The sequence below is a fragment of the Nocardia pneumoniae NBRC 100136 genome, from assembly GCF_000308755.1.
GTDB classification, from domain to species: Bacteria; Actinomycetota; Actinomycetes; order Mycobacteriales; family Mycobacteriaceae; genus Nocardia; species Nocardia pneumoniae.
In genome coordinates, this window is sequence record NZ_BAGF01000052.1 from 44,930 (window position 1) to 58,961 (window position 14,032).

At 70.0% G+C, this 14,032-nt stretch carries 11 protein-coding genes; 5 read left to right on the plus strand and 6 right to left on the minus strand.

Annotation, left to right across the window (positions count from 1 at the left end; all coding sequences use genetic code 11):
- Positions 1–72: 72 nt before the first annotated feature.
- Complete coding sequence (locus ON34_RS16595) at positions 73–1,824, minus strand: DEAD/DEAH box helicase (protein WP_040780279.1); 1,752 nt, start codon at positions 1,822–1,824, stop codon at positions 73–75.
- Positions 1,825–2,016: 192 nt separating this feature from the next.
- On the opposite strand from ON34_RS16595, the gene ON34_RS16600 reads away from it, so the two are divergent.
- Entirely contained in the window at positions 2,017–3,159 is a 1,143-nt protein-coding gene (locus ON34_RS16600) for a YihY/virulence factor BrkB family protein (RefSeq protein WP_083889501.1), read from the plus strand.
- A 9-nt stretch (positions 3,160–3,168) separates the two neighbouring features.
- Here the strand turns inward: ON34_RS16600 and ON34_RS16605 are convergent, their stop codons facing one another.
- Positions 3,169–3,414 (minus strand): DUF3039 domain-containing protein, encoded by a 246-nt coding sequence (locus tag ON34_RS16605; protein ID WP_085997083.1) that lies wholly within the window; start codon positions 3,412–3,414, stop codon positions 3,169–3,171.
- Between the two features lie 186 nt (positions 3,415–3,600).
- Between ON34_RS16605 and ON34_RS16610 the strand changes: the two genes are divergently transcribed.
- Positions 3,601–3,954 (plus strand): DUF3099 domain-containing protein, encoded by a 354-nt coding sequence (locus ON34_RS16610; RefSeq protein ID WP_040780346.1) that lies wholly within the window; start codon positions 3,601–3,603, stop codon positions 3,952–3,954.
- Positions 3,955–4,041: 87 nt separating this feature from the next.
- Here the strand turns inward: ON34_RS16610 and ON34_RS16615 are convergent, their stop codons facing one another.
- Positions 4,042–5,334 (minus strand): MFS transporter, encoded by a 1,293-nt coding sequence (locus ON34_RS16615; protein ID WP_040780348.1) that lies wholly within the window; start codon positions 5,332–5,334, stop codon positions 4,042–4,044.
- A 225-nt stretch (positions 5,335–5,559) separates the two neighbouring features.
- Between ON34_RS16615 and ON34_RS16620 the strand changes: the two genes are divergently transcribed.
- From ON34_RS16620 to ON34_RS16630, 3 genes are all read left to right on the plus strand, one after another.
- Positions 5,560–6,300 (plus strand): VOC family protein, encoded by a 741-nt coding sequence (locus ON34_RS16620; protein ID WP_040780350.1) that lies wholly within the window; start codon positions 5,560–5,562, stop codon positions 6,298–6,300.
- Positions 6,301–6,656: 356 nt separating this feature from the next.
- Positions 6,657–8,174 (plus strand): DUF7782 domain-containing protein, encoded by a 1,518-nt coding sequence (locus ON34_RS16625; RefSeq protein ID WP_083889497.1) that lies wholly within the window; start codon positions 6,657–6,659, stop codon positions 8,172–8,174.
- 195 nt (positions 8,175–8,369) lie between these two features.
- A complete protein-coding gene (locus ON34_RS16630) occupies positions 8,370–9,338 on the plus strand; it encodes a sigma-70 family RNA polymerase sigma factor (protein WP_040780281.1) in 969 nt (322 codons plus the stop codon).
- Positions 9,339–9,508: 170 nt separating this feature from the next.
- On the opposite strand, the gene ON34_RS16635 is transcribed toward ON34_RS16630, so the two are convergent.
- The 3 genes from ON34_RS16635 to ON34_RS16645 all read right to left on the minus strand — a co-directional run bounded on the left by ON34_RS16635 (position 9,509) and on the right by ON34_RS16645 (position 13,907).
- Complete coding sequence (locus ON34_RS16635) at positions 9,509–9,811, minus strand: DUF4333 domain-containing protein (protein WP_040780283.1); 303 nt, start codon at positions 9,809–9,811, stop codon at positions 9,509–9,511.
- Between the two features lie 162 nt (positions 9,812–9,973).
- Positions 9,974–12,643 carry a bifunctional acetate--CoA ligase family protein/GNAT family N-acetyltransferase gene (locus tag ON34_RS16640; RefSeq protein ID WP_040780285.1) on the minus strand — a complete coding sequence of 890 codons (2,670 nt, stop codon included), beginning with the start codon at positions 12,641–12,643 and terminating at the stop codon, positions 9,974–9,976.
- The gene (locus ON34_RS16645) at positions 12,636–13,907 is read right to left on the minus strand and encodes an acetoin utilization protein AcuC (protein ID WP_040780287.1); all 1,272 of its coding nucleotides are present in this window, start codon (positions 13,905–13,907) and stop codon (positions 12,636–12,638) included. Before ON34_RS16645 ends, ON34_RS16640 begins: the two co-directional genes overlap by 8 nt.
- Between the last annotated feature and the right edge of the window lie 125 nt (positions 13,908–14,032).

Sequence of the window (14,032 nt, forward strand, 5' to 3'; positions counted from 1 at the left end):
GTCTCGCCGGGTGGTTCAGGCTGCGCCATGGCCGCCTGGCCCGTCCGCACCTGACCGGTTCCCCGCGCACCACTACTTCCGGCGCAGGGCCGCGATGCGCTCGCCGAGTTGTTCCGCGGTGGCCAACGCGGTCGGCGGACCGCCGCACTCGCGCCGCAGCTCACCATGGATCACGCCGTGTGGTTTGCCGGTGCGATGGTGATGCATCGCCACCAGGCTGTTGAGCTCGCGGCGCAGTTCGCCGAGCCGGTCGGCCGTGGCGACCCGCTCCGCGGCGCTGGCCACCTGCGGGCCCGGCTCCGGCGCGGTCGCGGCCGCACCGCGCTCGGCGACCTGCCTGGCCTGCCGCTCGCGCAGCAGCGCGCGCATCTGCTCGGCGTCGAGCAACCCGGGGATACCGAGGTAGTCGGCTTCCTCGTCGCTGCCCGCGAAGGTGGCGGTACCGAACGAGGAGCCGTCGTAGATCACCTGGTCGAGTTCGGCGTCGGCGGCCAGCGCGACGAAGGACTTGTCCTTCTCGCCCGGCTCGTCCTGCTGCTTGTTGGCCTCGATCAGCAGGTCGTCGTCGAGTCCGTTCTGCTCCCGGTGCGGCTTGCCGATGACATGGTCGCGCTGCACCTCCAACTGCGCGGCCAGATCCAGCAGCACCGGCACCGACGGCAGGAACACCGTCGCGGTCTCGCCGGGCTTGCGGGCGCGCACGAAGCGGCCGATCGCCTGCGCGAAGTACAGCGGCGTCGCGGCGCTGGTCGCGTACACACCCACGGCCAGGCGCGGCACGTCCACCCCTTCCGACACCATGCGCACCGCGACCATCCACGGCTGGGTGCTGTTGCTGAACTCCGCGATCCGGTTGGAGGACGACGGGTCGTCGGAGAGAACCAGGGCAGGCTTCTCGCCCGAGATGTGTTCCAGCAGTTCGGCGTAGTCGCGGGCACGGTCCTGATCGGTGGCGATCACCAGTCCGCCCGCGTCCGGCATGCCGGAAGCGCGCTTCTGACGCAGCCGGATGTCGGCGGCGCGCAGCACGGCCGACATCCAGTCACCCGCCGGATCGAGCGCGGTGCGCCAGGCCCGAGCGGTCTGCTCGGCATTGAGGGGCTCGCCCAGGCGCGCGGAATACTCCTCCCCCGCGCTGTCGCGCCAGTGCGCCTCGCCGGAATAGGCCAGGAAGACCACCGGCCGCACGACGCCGTCGGCGAGCGCCTCGGCGTAGCCGTAGGTGTGGTCGGCGCGGGACTTCGGGAAACCGGACTCGTCGGGTTCGTAGACCACGAAGGGGATCTGGCTGTCGTCGCTGCGGAACGGCGTACCGGTGAGCGCGAGGCGGCGGGTGGCGTCGCCGAACGCCTCGGCCGTCGCCTCACCCCAGCTCTTCGCGTCGCCCGCGTGGTGGATCTCGTCGAGAATGACCAGCGTTTTGCGGTTTTCGGTGCGCACGCGGTGCCGGAACGGATGCGCGGCGACCTGCGCGTAGGTGACCACCACACCGTGGTAGTCCCCCGAGGTGCCTCCGGTCGAGTTGGAGAACCGCGAATCCAACGCGATCCCGGCGCGGGCCGCGGACTGCGCCCACTGGTGCTTGAGATGTTCGGTCGGCGCGACGACGGTGATCTGGTCGACGGTGCGGTCGGCCAGCAGTTCGGCCGCGACGCGCAGCGCGAACGTGGTCTTGCCCGCTCCCGGGGTGGCCACCGCGAGGAAGTCTCGCGGTTTGGTCGCCAGATACTTCGTCAGCGCACGTCGCTGCCAGGCACGGAGAGAGCCGCCGACGGCGGTGCTCACTGTTGTCGAATCGCCCGGCGCTCCCGCTTCTCCCGCCACAGCGGCGCCACCCGACCCAGTCACGCAGACGACCCTAGCGGCCCGGCACGGCGTGTCGCCAAACCGACGCGGAAGGCGCGACGGGCATCACACGGCCACCAGCGAGGACGCTGGACGTTCACCCGATGCGCACCGACACGTCGCACCCGGACCGCGATGCGGATCACGGAAGTGCGCGATGCTGTATGCACGATGACCGACCACCGCGCCCTCCCGGGCGATCCGCCACGGACCGACGCACCGTCGGGCCGCACCGTAACGGTGCGCACGCGGACCTGGGCCGAGCGGGCGGGCGCACAAGCCGCGCACACGGGCAGACACACGGTCGCGCTGGTCGTACGGGTCGCGGAGAAGGCATGGGGCGACTCCATCTTCGCCAAGTCGGCCGCGGCGGCGTTCTGGCAGACGCTCTCGCTGGCGCCGCTGTTGCTCGGGGTGCTCGGCAGCCTGGGTTACGTCGGCGGATGGTTCGGCCCGGACACCGTGCAGATCGTGGAATCCAAGATCATCGCGTTCAGCCAGGACTTGTTCAGCACGAGCGTGGTGTCGGACCTCATCGAGCCGACCGTGCAAGACGTCCTCGGGCGGGGCCGCGGCGCGGTGGTCTCGGTGGGTTTCGTGCTGTCGCTGTGGGCCGGGTCGTCGGCGATGGCCACCTTCGTCGACGCGATCGTCGAGGCCCATGACCAGCAGGACGCGCGGCATCCGGTCTGGCAGCGCATCTTCGCGCTGCTGCTGTACATGCTGTTCCTGGTAGCGGCGGTGCTCATCCTGCCCTTGGTGGCGCTGGGACCAGCGCTGATCGGGCGGGTGCTGCCCGCGGCATGGCGGGTGACGGGACTTCAGCTGCTGGATTTCTTCTACTACCCGGGCGTCGGCCTGCTTTTGATCGTCGGGCTCACCACCCTGTACAAGCTGGCGCTGCACACCTCGCTGCCGTGGCACCGTCTCTTCGGTGGCGCGCTGGTGGCCGGGGTGTTCTTCATGGCGGCGAGTGAGGTGCTGCGCCGCTACCTGTCCTGGGTCACCAGAACCGGCGTCACGTATGGCGCGCTGGCGACGCCGATCGCGTTCCTGCTGTTCACGTTCTTCCTCGGGTTCGCCGTGATCCTCGGCGCGGAGTTCAACGCGGCCGTGCAGGAGTTCTGGCCCGCCCGGGCGACCCGCATGGAGCAGGTGAAGGAGTGGATCGCCAACCAGGTGCGCGGCGAAAGCGGCGCGAGCGCGCAGGCGCGGACCGAGGACGACATCGCGACCGGCCCGGACGACGCCGGACCCCGCCGCTCCGTGGCCGCGCTCGACCGGCGGGGAGCGTCGTCCTCATCCCCGGACTAGAGCCTGGCGTCACTCGCCCTTGCGTAGGCCGTCGTAGACCTTCTTGCACTCCGGGCACACCGGAGAACCGGGCTTGGGCGAGCGGGTCACCGGGAAGACCTCTCCGCACAGCGCGACCACGTGGGTGCCAAGGACGGCGCTTTCGGCGATCTTGTCCTTCTTCACGTAGTGGAAGAACTTCGGGGTGTCGTCGCCCGTCGTCTCGTCGGTCGTCGTATCCGGGCGAACCATGGTGTCGGTGCTCACGCATTCCATGATGCCGCATCGCCGGGATCAGCGGCCGACCACGGCGGCGCATGCCGCACCCGGGATCGAGAGTTGTCATCGCCGAGCCCGGTCCGTGCGTGGACGGACCACTAGTGGAAGACTCGGGGTATGCAGCAGAACGGCGACTCCCCTTCCGCCGACGGCCGCGACCGCGAAGCGCACCCCGACGTGACGATGCCGACGCAGCCCCGCCGTTCCTCCGGATATTTCCCGGGCAGTGACGACAAACACCCGGCGTTGATCACCGAGGCGGCGCCTTCGCTGGAGGATCAGCACCGCGCCCGGGTGCGCCGGTACACCATCCTCATGGCGTTCCGCATCCCCTGCCTGGTCCTCGCGGCGATCGCCTACAGCGCGTTCGGCAATCCGCTGCTGTCCATCCTGATCATCGTGGCGTCCATTCCGCTGCCCTGGATCGCGGTGCTGATCGCCAACGACCGCCCGCCCCGCCGCAAGGACGAGCCCAGCCGGTGGGATCGTCGCCGCGCCGCCATCGAGTCCCGGCCGCACAACGCCATCGACGGCTGAATCCGCGGTTGTCCTACCACCCGGTCGCTTCTACCTGACGCCCGTCCACCGCGGGTAATGGACGGCTACCGGCCCCGAAAACCGATCTCAGGACGGTCGCGGTGCGCGCCGAACCACCGCGGACATCACCGCGGCCGCGCCGCACAGCGCGCCCGCGAGATACCAGGCCAGGTCGTAGCTGCCCTGAAGGTCACGGATGACGCCCGCGCCGGTGGCCGCCACCGCCGAGCCGATCTGGTGGGAGGCGAACACCCAGCCGAACGCGACCGGGCCGTCGGCGCCGAACAGCTCACGGCACAGCATGACCGTCGGCGGCACCGTGGCCACCCAGTCCAAACCGTAGAAGACGATGAACACCCACAGACTCGGCTGGGTGTCCGGACCGAGCAGCGCGGGCAGGATCAGCAGCGACAGACCGCGCAGCGTGTAGTAACCGATCAGCAGGTAGCGCGGGTCGAGCCGGTCGGTCAGCCACCCGGACGCGATGGTGCCCGCCACGTCGAAGATGCCGACCAGCGCCAGCAGGCTCGCCGCGGTGGTCGGCGGCATGCCGTGATCGTGCGCCGCGCTGACGAAATGCGTGCCGACCAGCCCGTTGGTCGACGCGCCGCAGACCGCGAAACCCCCGGCGAGCAGCCAGAATCCGGGCCTGCGGGCGATCGTGCCGAGGACGGCCAGCGCACGCGAAGCGCCACCGGCCGCGGGCACGCGCATCCCGGCCGGACTGCCCGGCTCGGCGCCGTAGGCCCGCACCCCGGCATCGCTCGGATAGTCGCGAATGAACAGCAGCACCAGCGGCGCCACGGCCAGTGCCGCGCCGGCGACGATCAGTGAGGGCAGCCGCCAGCCGTGCGCGTGCGCCAGCGCCGACACCAGCGGCAGGAAAACCAGCTGCCCGGTCGCGCCCGCGGCGGTGAGCACGCCGGTGACCAGGCCGCGCTGGCGCACGAACCACCGGCCGGTGATGGTCGCCACGAATGGCATCGACATCGAGCCCACCCCGACGCCGACCAGCAGTCCCCAGGTCAGGATCAGATGCCAGGGCTGGGTCATGAAGACCGTCAGCCCGCTGCCCGCCGCGACCAGCACCAGCGCGCAGGCCACCACCGCGCGGATACCGAAGCGATCCATCAGCGCCGCCGCGAACGGCGAGATCAGGCCGTACAGAAGGAGATTCAGCGAAACGGCGGTGCCGATGGTGCCGTGCGACCAGCCGAACTCCTCGTGCAGCGGGTCGAGCAACACGCCGGGCACCGACCGGAACGCGGCGGCGCCCAGCAGCGCGATGAAGCCGACACCCGCGACCAGCCAAGCCGGGTGCAGGCGGATGCGGGGTGGGGAGTCGACGGAAACCGGGATCGGCGTCTGCAGTTCGGTCACCCGCTGAGCCTGCCGGAAGGTTGCGTCCGCAACGAGTGGCTGGAATGCCACATACCGTTAAATTCGCGCCATTCGGCGGGCAGTCGCTATGTGCTCGACAACCTGCGTGCCTATCCCTAATGTCGCATCGAAGCCGTCCGCACGGTTACCCATTCGGAATCGCATCGAAGCCGTCGCCACGACGAATCCCCTCGCCTACGTCGCGGGGAACAGACAGGAGTGAACATGATTCGGTGGATCTGGGTCTTCCTGGACCGCCCGACCCAGCGCTTCGACGACTGCGCGAAGTTCTGGTCCACGGTCACCGGCACCCAGCTCTCGCCTCGACGCGGCACCAACGACGAGTTCCTCACCCTGCTGCCCGACCCGGCGCTGTTCGCCGCCGCGAGCGTCAAGATGCAGGCGGTGACCGGTCTCGGCGGCGTTCATCTCGACCTCGACGTCGACGACATCCCGTCCGCCGTCCGCACCGCCCTCGACCTGGGCGCCGAACTGGTCGCCAACCACCCCGACTACGCCGTGCTGCGCTCCCCCGGCGGCCAGACGTTCTGCCTCACCCCGAGCGGCCGCGCCACGAGCACGCCCGCACCGGCCGTGCGGGCGCCCGACGGCACGCTGTCCCGCCTGGACCAGGTGTGCCTCGACATCGGCCCCGCCGACTACGAGGTCGAGACCCGCTTCTGGACGTCGCTGACCGGGTGGACATTCCAGCCAGGGCGGCGGCCGGAGTTCGCCCGCCTGCGCGCGCAGCAGCAACTGCCCGCACAGCTGCTGCTGCAGCGTCTGGGCGAGAACCGTCCGACCAGCGCACACGTGGACCTTGCCGCGGAGGACATCGAAGCCACCGCGGCCTGGCACGAATCGCTCGGCGCGACGGTGGTGCGGCGGCATGAGCACTGGATCGTCCTGAACGATCCCGGCGACGCGCTGTACTGCGTCACCGCGCGCGACCCGAACGGCATCTGAACCGCCTTCCGCACAACTCTTCGCGTCCGCCGCGCGACCCCCTTGTCAACGACGCCGCCGACACGCACGGTGCACTGACCTCCACCAGCCACGAAAATCGACTTGCGCCCCGGACGACCTCTCTGGACTGCTGGGCTGTAGCCGATCGGCGGTGCGGTGCAGTCACTATCGAGCGCACAGCTGGCGCGGAGCTACCGACCGCACCGGCTGACGCGGGACTACCCGACCGCACAGGCTGACACGGAACTGCCGAGAGCGCGGGTCGCGCGGTGCCGACCGCCTCGGCCCAGGCGCGAGGTGCCGTGACACGAGACCACCTGGTCCATGCCGGACGGTCGCGGTGGCAGAGTACCGATGTGCCTACGAACCGATCGACCACCACCGGATCGCTGCTGACCGCGCTCTGCCCGGACCTGCGGACCGCCCTGACGAGGGTCGGCTACGACGCCGACACCTTGCTCGAGGTGCTCGGCGACGCGCGCGCCGCACTGGGTCGCTCGGAGCCGGTTCCGGTGCGCAGGGCGGCGCGCGAGGCGGGCGAACTGGGCACGCTGATCCGCCTGCTGCTGCTCGGCGACGCGCTGCCCGAGCGGGAGGTCGCCGCCGCGCTCGCGCCGGTCGACCTCGACCGCGCGGTGGCCGCGGGACTGCTGGATCGCGACGGCGACGCCGTGCGGGCGGCGCTGGACCTGCGCCCGCTGGACGCGGGCGCGGGCACGCGATGGATTCTGTCCGATCTCGACGACTCGATGCGCCGCCGCACGCTGAGCGAGGACCACGTGCTCGGCGTCGGCCACGCATCGCTCTCGCTCCTGCGCGCCACCCCGACGCGCCCGGTCGGCACGGTGCTCGACCTCGGCACCGGTTGCGGGGTGCAGGCGATACACGCCGCCTCCTACGCCCGGCAGGTCACGGCTACGGACGTCAACGCCCGTGCGCTGTGGCTGGCCGAGGCCACCGCGGCGCTCAACGACCTGGACATCGAATTGGTCGAAGGCTCCTGGTTCGAGCCGGTCCGGGGTAGGCGCTTCGACCAGATCGTGGCCAATCCGCCGTTCGTGGTCGGCCCGGCCCGCGTCGAGCACACCTACCGTGACTCCGGCCTCGCCCTCGACGGAGCAAGCGAACTGGTGATCTCCCAGGCCGCCGACCTGCTCGTGCCCGGCGGCACCGCCGCGATGCTGGCCGCATGGGTCCACGTCGACGGCGAGGACTGGCGCGCACGAGTCTCCTCGTGGTTGCCCGCCCATGGCGTCGATGCCTGGGTGGTGCAGCGCGACGTCGCCGATCCAGCCCTCTACGTCGGCACGTGGTTGCGCGACGCGGGCCTGGACCCGCGCGATCCGGCCGCGCAAGCCCGCGCGGAGAACTGGCTGGACGCCTTCGCCGCCGCCGATGTCGAGGGCATCGGTTTCGGTTTCGTCTACCTGCGGGCCATCGACGGTCCGAGCGAGCTGCTCGCCGAGGACCTCACCCACGGCTTCGACGACCCGCTCGGCGAGGAGGCAATCCGGTACTTCGAGCGCTCGGCCTGGCTGCGCGCCGTCGCCGCGGACCCGAATGTTGCCTGGTCCGCACGTTTCGCGGTGGACTCAGCGACCGCGCTGGAGCGCGTGTACCTGCCCGGGCCCGATGGCTGGGCGCCGGAGGTGGCGCGGCTGCATCGGGGCGACGGTCCGCGCTGGCAGCACGAAGTGGACGAGACCACAATCTCGCTGCTGGCGGGAATGCGAGCCGACGGCCTGCCGTTGTACGAGCTGGTCGAACTACTGGCGCTCGCCCACGGCTCCGAGGAGGTGACCGCCGAGTTCGCGGCCGACGCGTTGACCGTGGTCACCGGACTGGTACGTCACGGATTGGTACGGCCCGCATAACCGTACGGCAACTACGCGTCGACCGGCGCCGGGCCCGGCCAGGGGATCGCCCCGCGACGCGGTGCTTCTCAGGAACTTCTCAGACGAGAGGGCAGAAAACCGCAGCTCAGAGCGGTTTATGTCAGCCGTAACGGGGAACTTTCTTCCTGTCGGGTCCGTTGATCGGAGTGAGACACCACCGACAGGAGGCAAGTCATGACAAGCCCCGCCACCACTCGTGTGCGCACCAGCGATTCGGACCTCGACGCCCAGAGCCCCGCCGCCGACCTGGTACGTGTGTACCTGAACGGGATCGGCCGTACCGCGCTGCTCACGGCTGCCGACGAGGTCGAGCTGGCCAAGCGCATCGAGGCGGGCCTCTACGCGCAGTATCTGCTGGAGACCGGTAAGCGGCTGTCGGCCAGCCGGAAGCGGGATCTAGCCCTCGTCGTGCGCGAAGGTCAGGCCGCCCGGTCGCATCTACTCGAAGCCAACCTGCGCCTTGTTGTCTCGCTCGCCAAGCGCTACACCGGCCGCGGAATGCCGCTGCTCGACCTGATCCAGGAAGGCAATCTCGGACTGATCCGGGCCATGGAGAAGTTCGACTACACCAAGGGCTTCAAGTTCTCCACCTACGCCACCTGGTGGATCCGTCAGGCCATCACCCGCGGTATGGCCGACCAGAGCCGCACCATTCGCCTGCCCGTCCACTTGGTCGAGCAGGTGAACAAGCTGGCCAGGATCAAGCGGGAACTGCACCAGCAACTCGGCCGGGAGGCCACCGACGAGGAACTGGCCGTCGAATCGGGCATCCCGGTGGACAAGATCTCCGATCTGCTCGACCACAGCCGCGACCCGGTGAGCCTGGACATGCCGGTCGGCAACGACGAAGAGGCCCCGCTGGGCGATTTCATCGAGGACTCCGAGGCCACCTCGGCCGAGTCCGCGGTCATCGCCGGTCTGCTGCACCATGACGTGCGCAGTGTGCTCGCCACCTTGGACGAGCGCGAACAGCAGGTCATCCGGCTGCGTTTCGGCCTCGACGACGGTCAGCCGCGCACCCTGGACCAGATCGGCAAGCTCTTCGGCCTCTCCCGCGAGCGAGTGCGCCAGATCGAGCGTGAAGTCATGGCGAAGCTGCGCAAGGGCGAGCGGGCCGACCGGCTGCGCGCCTACGCCAGCTGATCAATCCCCGGCGCCGGAAGCTCGCAGGAAACTGCGGCGTCCGGCTCGGTGACCTCCCGCGGAGGTCACCTTCCCGCGCCGACCGGTGACCGTGCGTGCCCGTCCCCTCCGGGCATCGCGCGAGCCGGTCGGCGGTGTCGTCTTTCCCCTCCCTCGGCTTGTCGCCGTGCTCAGCTCTGGTCCACCTCGATGTCGTAGTTGACGGTGTCGCCCTCGACCGAGGTCACGGTCAGGGTCACGCCCAGGTTGTCGGCGCCCGCGGTCAACGTGCAGCGCATGGTCGTTCCGGTCTTACCGGTGAGATCGCCGGGACAATCGATCGCGTCGGGTTCCTGACCGGCTTTCTGCGTGAGCGTGTCCTTGACCGACTTCTCCAAGTCGGCCTCGGCGACTCTCGCGGTGCCGATGCTCACCGAACACGCGGTGAGCGCCGCCGCGAGCAGCGACAGCAGGGCAAGGTTGCGGATCTTCATGGCGAGCAGGCCTTTCCTTCGGACGAATCTGGCATCCACAGATCGCGGCAACGGCGATCGTCCGTTATCCGGCGCTCGCGACATGGCCTGTGCGAGCCGACGGCTCAGGCACGCCATCGCCCTCGTCGCCGGTGCGCTTCGGCCCTGCCGACTCGATCGGCTTCAGCCCAGCCGACGCGGACCGGTGTCGAAACGGCTCGGCTCCGGGCCGATGCGCCCGCGCGCGTAGAGGATTTCGGCCGAGCTCGGTGAGGCCAGTACCGGATCGAAGGACAGTTCCCGCATCTCCGGTAGGTCGTCGAAGAGGGCTGAAATGCGCTGGGCCAGTTCGGCGAGGGCTGCTTTGTCGACGCGCGGGCTGGCGGGAGTACCCGACAGCAGCGGTGCGGCGCGCGGCGCGTCGATCAAAGCGGTGGCCTCGTCGGCGGTCAGCGGCAGCGCGCGATAGGCGCGGTCGCCGAGGAGTTCGATGATCAGGCCGGACAGGCCGAACTCGATCACCGATCCGAAGGACGGATCGTCCTGCACACGCAGAATGCAGCCGACGCCCTTGGTGGCCATCTTCTGGATGTGCAGCAGCGGATCACCGCACAGCTCGGCCAGATCGGTGTAGGCCTGCCGCACCGCCTCCGGCCGCCACAGGTCGAGCCGGACGCCGGTGAGATCCGGCCTGCGCCGCCATAATTCGCCGGTCGCCTTGGCCGCCACCGGGTAGCCGAGTTCCTCCGCGGCGGCGACCGCCTCCTCGGCGCTGCGCACCTCCCGGAACTCCACGACCGAAATGCCGTAGCAGGCAAGCAGTTCCACGGTTTCCAGATCGGTGAGCCAGCGACCGCCCGATCCGGCCATCCAGTCCGCCACCAGCTGGCGGGCACGGTCGCTGTCGATGCCCCGTGGCCGCACCACAGCGGAGACCGGCCGGGTGCGCCATTCGGCATAACGCCGGACCCGGGCCAGTGCCCGTGCGGCGCGCTCGGGATCGGGATACGACGGAATCGACCCGTGCACCGCGGTGGCGCCCGCCCCGCGCACCGCGAGCAGGTTCGGGATCCCTTGCTCGGCGACGAACGTGGTGAGAATCGGCTTGTCGGCCTCGGGCACGGCGGCCGCGGCCGCGCGGATGGCGTCCGCGAACCCGGTGGTCGGCAGCGGCACCGGCGGCGCGAAAACGACGATCACGGCGTCGAACTCATCCGACCGCAGGACCGCGACCAGCGCGTCCAGATACGCGCCCGGCGTCGCCTGCGGGCCCAGGTTCACCGGCTCGCCGACCTGGAGACCCTCGCCTTTGGCCGCGTCGACGGCCAGCCAGTTCAGCGCCGTGCTGTTGCCGACCACCGCCAGCCGCTCGCCGCGCGGCAGCGGCTGATAGCCGAGCAGGGCGGCGCAGTCGAAGAGCTCGGAAATCGAGTCGACCTGGACGATGCCCGCCTGCGCGAACAGATCCCGCACGATCGAACGATCCATGTCACCGGCCTGCTGGGCGACCGAGCGGCCACTGCTCACCGCCACGATCGGTTTGGTCCTGGCCACCCGGCGCGCGATCCGGGAGAACTTGCGCGGATTACCGAAGCTCTCCAGGTACAGCAGCACCACGTCGGTGTCCGGGTCGCTGTCCCAGTACTGCAGCAGGTCGTTGCCGGACACGTCGGCACGGTTACCGGCCGAGACGAACGTCGAGAGGCCGAGATTGCGCGCCGCGGCCTCACCGAGGATGGCCGCGCCCAACGGGCCGGATTGACAGAAGAACCCGATCCGGCCACGGCCGGGCAGGACCGGGGCCAGTGTCGCGTTCATGGCCACACTCGGGTCGGTGTTCGCGATGCCGAGCGCGCTCGGTCCGACCACGCGCATGCCGTGGCCGCGGGCGGCGGCGACCAACTCGCGTTCGGCCGCCACACCGTCCCGGCCGGTTTCGCTGAACCCCGCGGTCAGCACGACGAGTCCCTTGACGCCCTTGGCCATACAGTCGTCCAGTACCGACCCGATCGCCGCGGGCGGCACCGCCACCACGGCGAGATCGACCTCGTCGGGGATTTCCCTGACCGTCGCGTACGCGCGGACTCCCCGCACCGACTTCCGGTTGGGGTTCACCGGGAACACCGGTCCCTGGAACACACCGGACAGCAGGTTCGCCAGCACCACTCCGCCGACCCGCCCCGCCGCCGGGGTGGCGCCGATGACCGCGACCGAGCGCGGGGCGAGCAGATTGCCCACGCTGCGCGCCTCGGAGGCGCGTTCGCGGGAATCGCGGACCGACAGCAGCGCTTCGGTGGGGTCGATGGCGAACTCCAGATGCAGCACCGACCCATCCCTGCTGCGCTCGACCTGATAGCCCGCGTCTCGGAAGACGGTCACCATCACGGTGTTCTCCGCCAGCACCTCGGCGACGAAAGTTTCGATCTTGTTCTCGGCGGCGGCGCCGGCAAGGTGTTCCAGCAGAATCGAGCCGAGCCCCCGCCCCTGATGCCCGTCCGCCACCACGAACGCGACCTCCGCCGCCCGCGGGCCGACCCGGTCCAGCAATTCGTAGCGTCCCACCGCCACGATCGCCTCGCCCAGTTCCAGCACCAGCCCGACCCGGTCGTGGTAGTCGACATGGGTGGTGCGGTACAGGTCGTTGGGCGAGATCCGCGGGTATGGACCGAAATAGCGCAGGTACCTGGTCCGATCGGACAGCGCGCTGTGGAACTCCTGCAGGCGATCGGCGTCGTCGGGCGTGATCGGACGCAGCCGCACGACGCCGCCGTCGGAGGCCAGCACGTCGGCGAACCAGTGCTGCGGGGGCGGAGGCGGGACGGCGGGAACGCCGGTGTCGGGGAAGTCAGTCACGAGGGTCCTCCGGGTCGAGGCCCAGCAACCCGAAAGTCGCTCGGCGGGTGGCCAGCACGGCCATGTCGACGGCGCGTTGGGCGCGGTCGAGCCGCGCGTCCCCAGTCTCCCCGGTTCCGCCTGGTCCATCCCATGGACGGTAAGCAACATCACCGCCATCACCCATGGTGCGCGGCGGGTCGGACTGCGGCGCCGCGGCGCGGATCGCGTCGATCCAGTTCTGCGGTATCGGCGTCGCGGGGTCGATGCTGCGATCCAACGCGGTGGCCAGCAGATGCGTCCAGGCTCGCGGAACCACCCGGACCAGGCCGTATCCGCCGCCGCCGACGGCGAGCCAGCGCCCTTCGGCGTACCGGTCGGCGAGGTCGCGCATCACGCGGAACGCCGCCCGCTGACCGTCGACGGTGAGTTCCAAGTCGGCAAGGGGATCTTCCCGGTGGGTGTCGACCCCGCACTGGCTGACCACGATCTGCGGACCGAACGCCGCCACGGCGCCGGGAACCACCGCATGGAATCCGCGCAGCCACTGCGCATCCCGAGTGCCGGGCAACAGCGCCAGGTTGATCGACGTGCCCTCCGCCGCGCCCACGCCGGTCTCCTCCGGCCAACCGGTGTTGGGCCACAGGGTCGCGGGGTGCTGGTGCAGCGAAATGGTCAGCACCCGAGGATCGCCGTAGAAGGCCCGTTGCACACCGTCGCCGTGATGGACGTCCACATCTATGTAGGCGATGCGGTCGAAACCGTGGTCCAAAAGCCAGGAGATGGCTACCGCGGGGTCGTTGTAGATGCAGAATCCGGCGGCCGAATCGGCCATCGCGTGATGCATGCCACCGCCGATGCTCACCGCGCGCTTGGTGCGCCCCTCGGCGATCTCCCGCGCCGCGGCCAAGGTGCCGCCGACAATCGTGGACGCCGCCTGATGCATGCGCGGAAACACCGGATTGTCGGGCGAACCCAAGCCATAGGGTGGTGCGAGGGGCGAACCGATCGGCGGCACGGCGTGTTCGACGGCGTCGAGGTAGTCGGGCGTGTGAATGCGCAGCAGGTCCTGGCGTTCCGCGCCGGCGGGTTCGAGCAGTTCGACACCCTCGAGCAATCCGAGACTTTCCGCCAGCGCCATGGTGAACTTCAGGCGCGCCGGTTTCATCGGATGCTCCGAGGTCCAGGCGTAATCCAGAAACCGATCGGTCCAGATGACGGTTCCCGGCCGGCTCGTCCCGGACGACGCAGGCACCGGAGGTCCGCCGCGGGGTGCAGTGGCCATACTCGCAACGCTAGCGGGAAGCAACGGACCCCGCGAAACGTTCCCATGCAGTACAAATACAAGCAAGTGCGGTGACGGCTGCCTGCCGTGCGCCGACCGGGTTGCCGCGGCGCCGCCGGAGATGC